The organism is Puniceibacterium confluentis (assembly GCF_007923445.1).
GTDB classification, from domain to species: Bacteria; Pseudomonadota; Alphaproteobacteria; order Rhodobacterales; family Rhodobacteraceae; genus Puniceibacterium; species Puniceibacterium confluentis.
In genome coordinates this window covers 1-544 of record NZ_VOJI01000124.1, presented here as the reverse complement: position 1 = coordinate 544, position 544 = coordinate 1, and the positions used below count along the sequence as shown (strand labels likewise).

Sequence of the window (544 nt, the reverse complement as noted above, 5' to 3'; positions counted from 1 at the left end):
TGCCCCGAGAACAGCAGCGGCGGGCGCTGGCCGTTGACCAGCGGCACGGCGGCGCGCAGCCCGTAGGTCACGCCGTTGTCCGGGTGATCGATGACCTCGACCTCGATGTGCCCCAGCCGGAACACCGTGCGCTGCACTCTGGTGGTCTCGGGGTGGCGGCTCATCGCCCGGGCGGAATGCGCGCTCATGCCCGGTGCTCCTGCGCCACGCGGGCCGCCATGATGCGCCCAGCCAGATCCTCGGACACCCGGGGCCGGTTGTCGGCGAACAGCCGCTGCAGTGCCCGCAGCACAAACGCCTCGGCCTGGTTCAGCGCCTCCGGCGGCTGGAGCGGCGGCCTTGGTCTGTTCGCGGCCAGGCCGAGGCTCGCGCGCTGCCGTCTGACCCCGCTGACGTGCCGCCCCACGCGCGCCGCGATCTCGTCATCGCTCAACCCATCGGCAACACAGGCGGCGACCACGGCAAGACGCTGTTTCTCGTGCCAGACGGCGGCGGCGTGCGCCGCCAGCCCCTGAACGCCGCGACAGTGGCGCACCGTCGAGAT

2 protein-coding genes are annotated in these 544 nt (G+C 72.6%); both read right to left on the bottom strand.

Features of this window, described 5'->3' with window-relative positions:
• Positions 1–188: hypothetical protein (locus FOY53_RS22810; RefSeq protein ID WP_146592554.1), on the bottom strand; the 188-nt coding region annotated here is incomplete at its 3' end.
• On the bottom strand, positions 185–544 hold a 360-nt coding region (locus tag FOY53_RS23360), incomplete at its 5' end, for a hypothetical protein (RefSeq protein ID WP_186766741.1). The genes FOY53_RS22810 and FOY53_RS23360, both read right to left, overlap by 4 nt.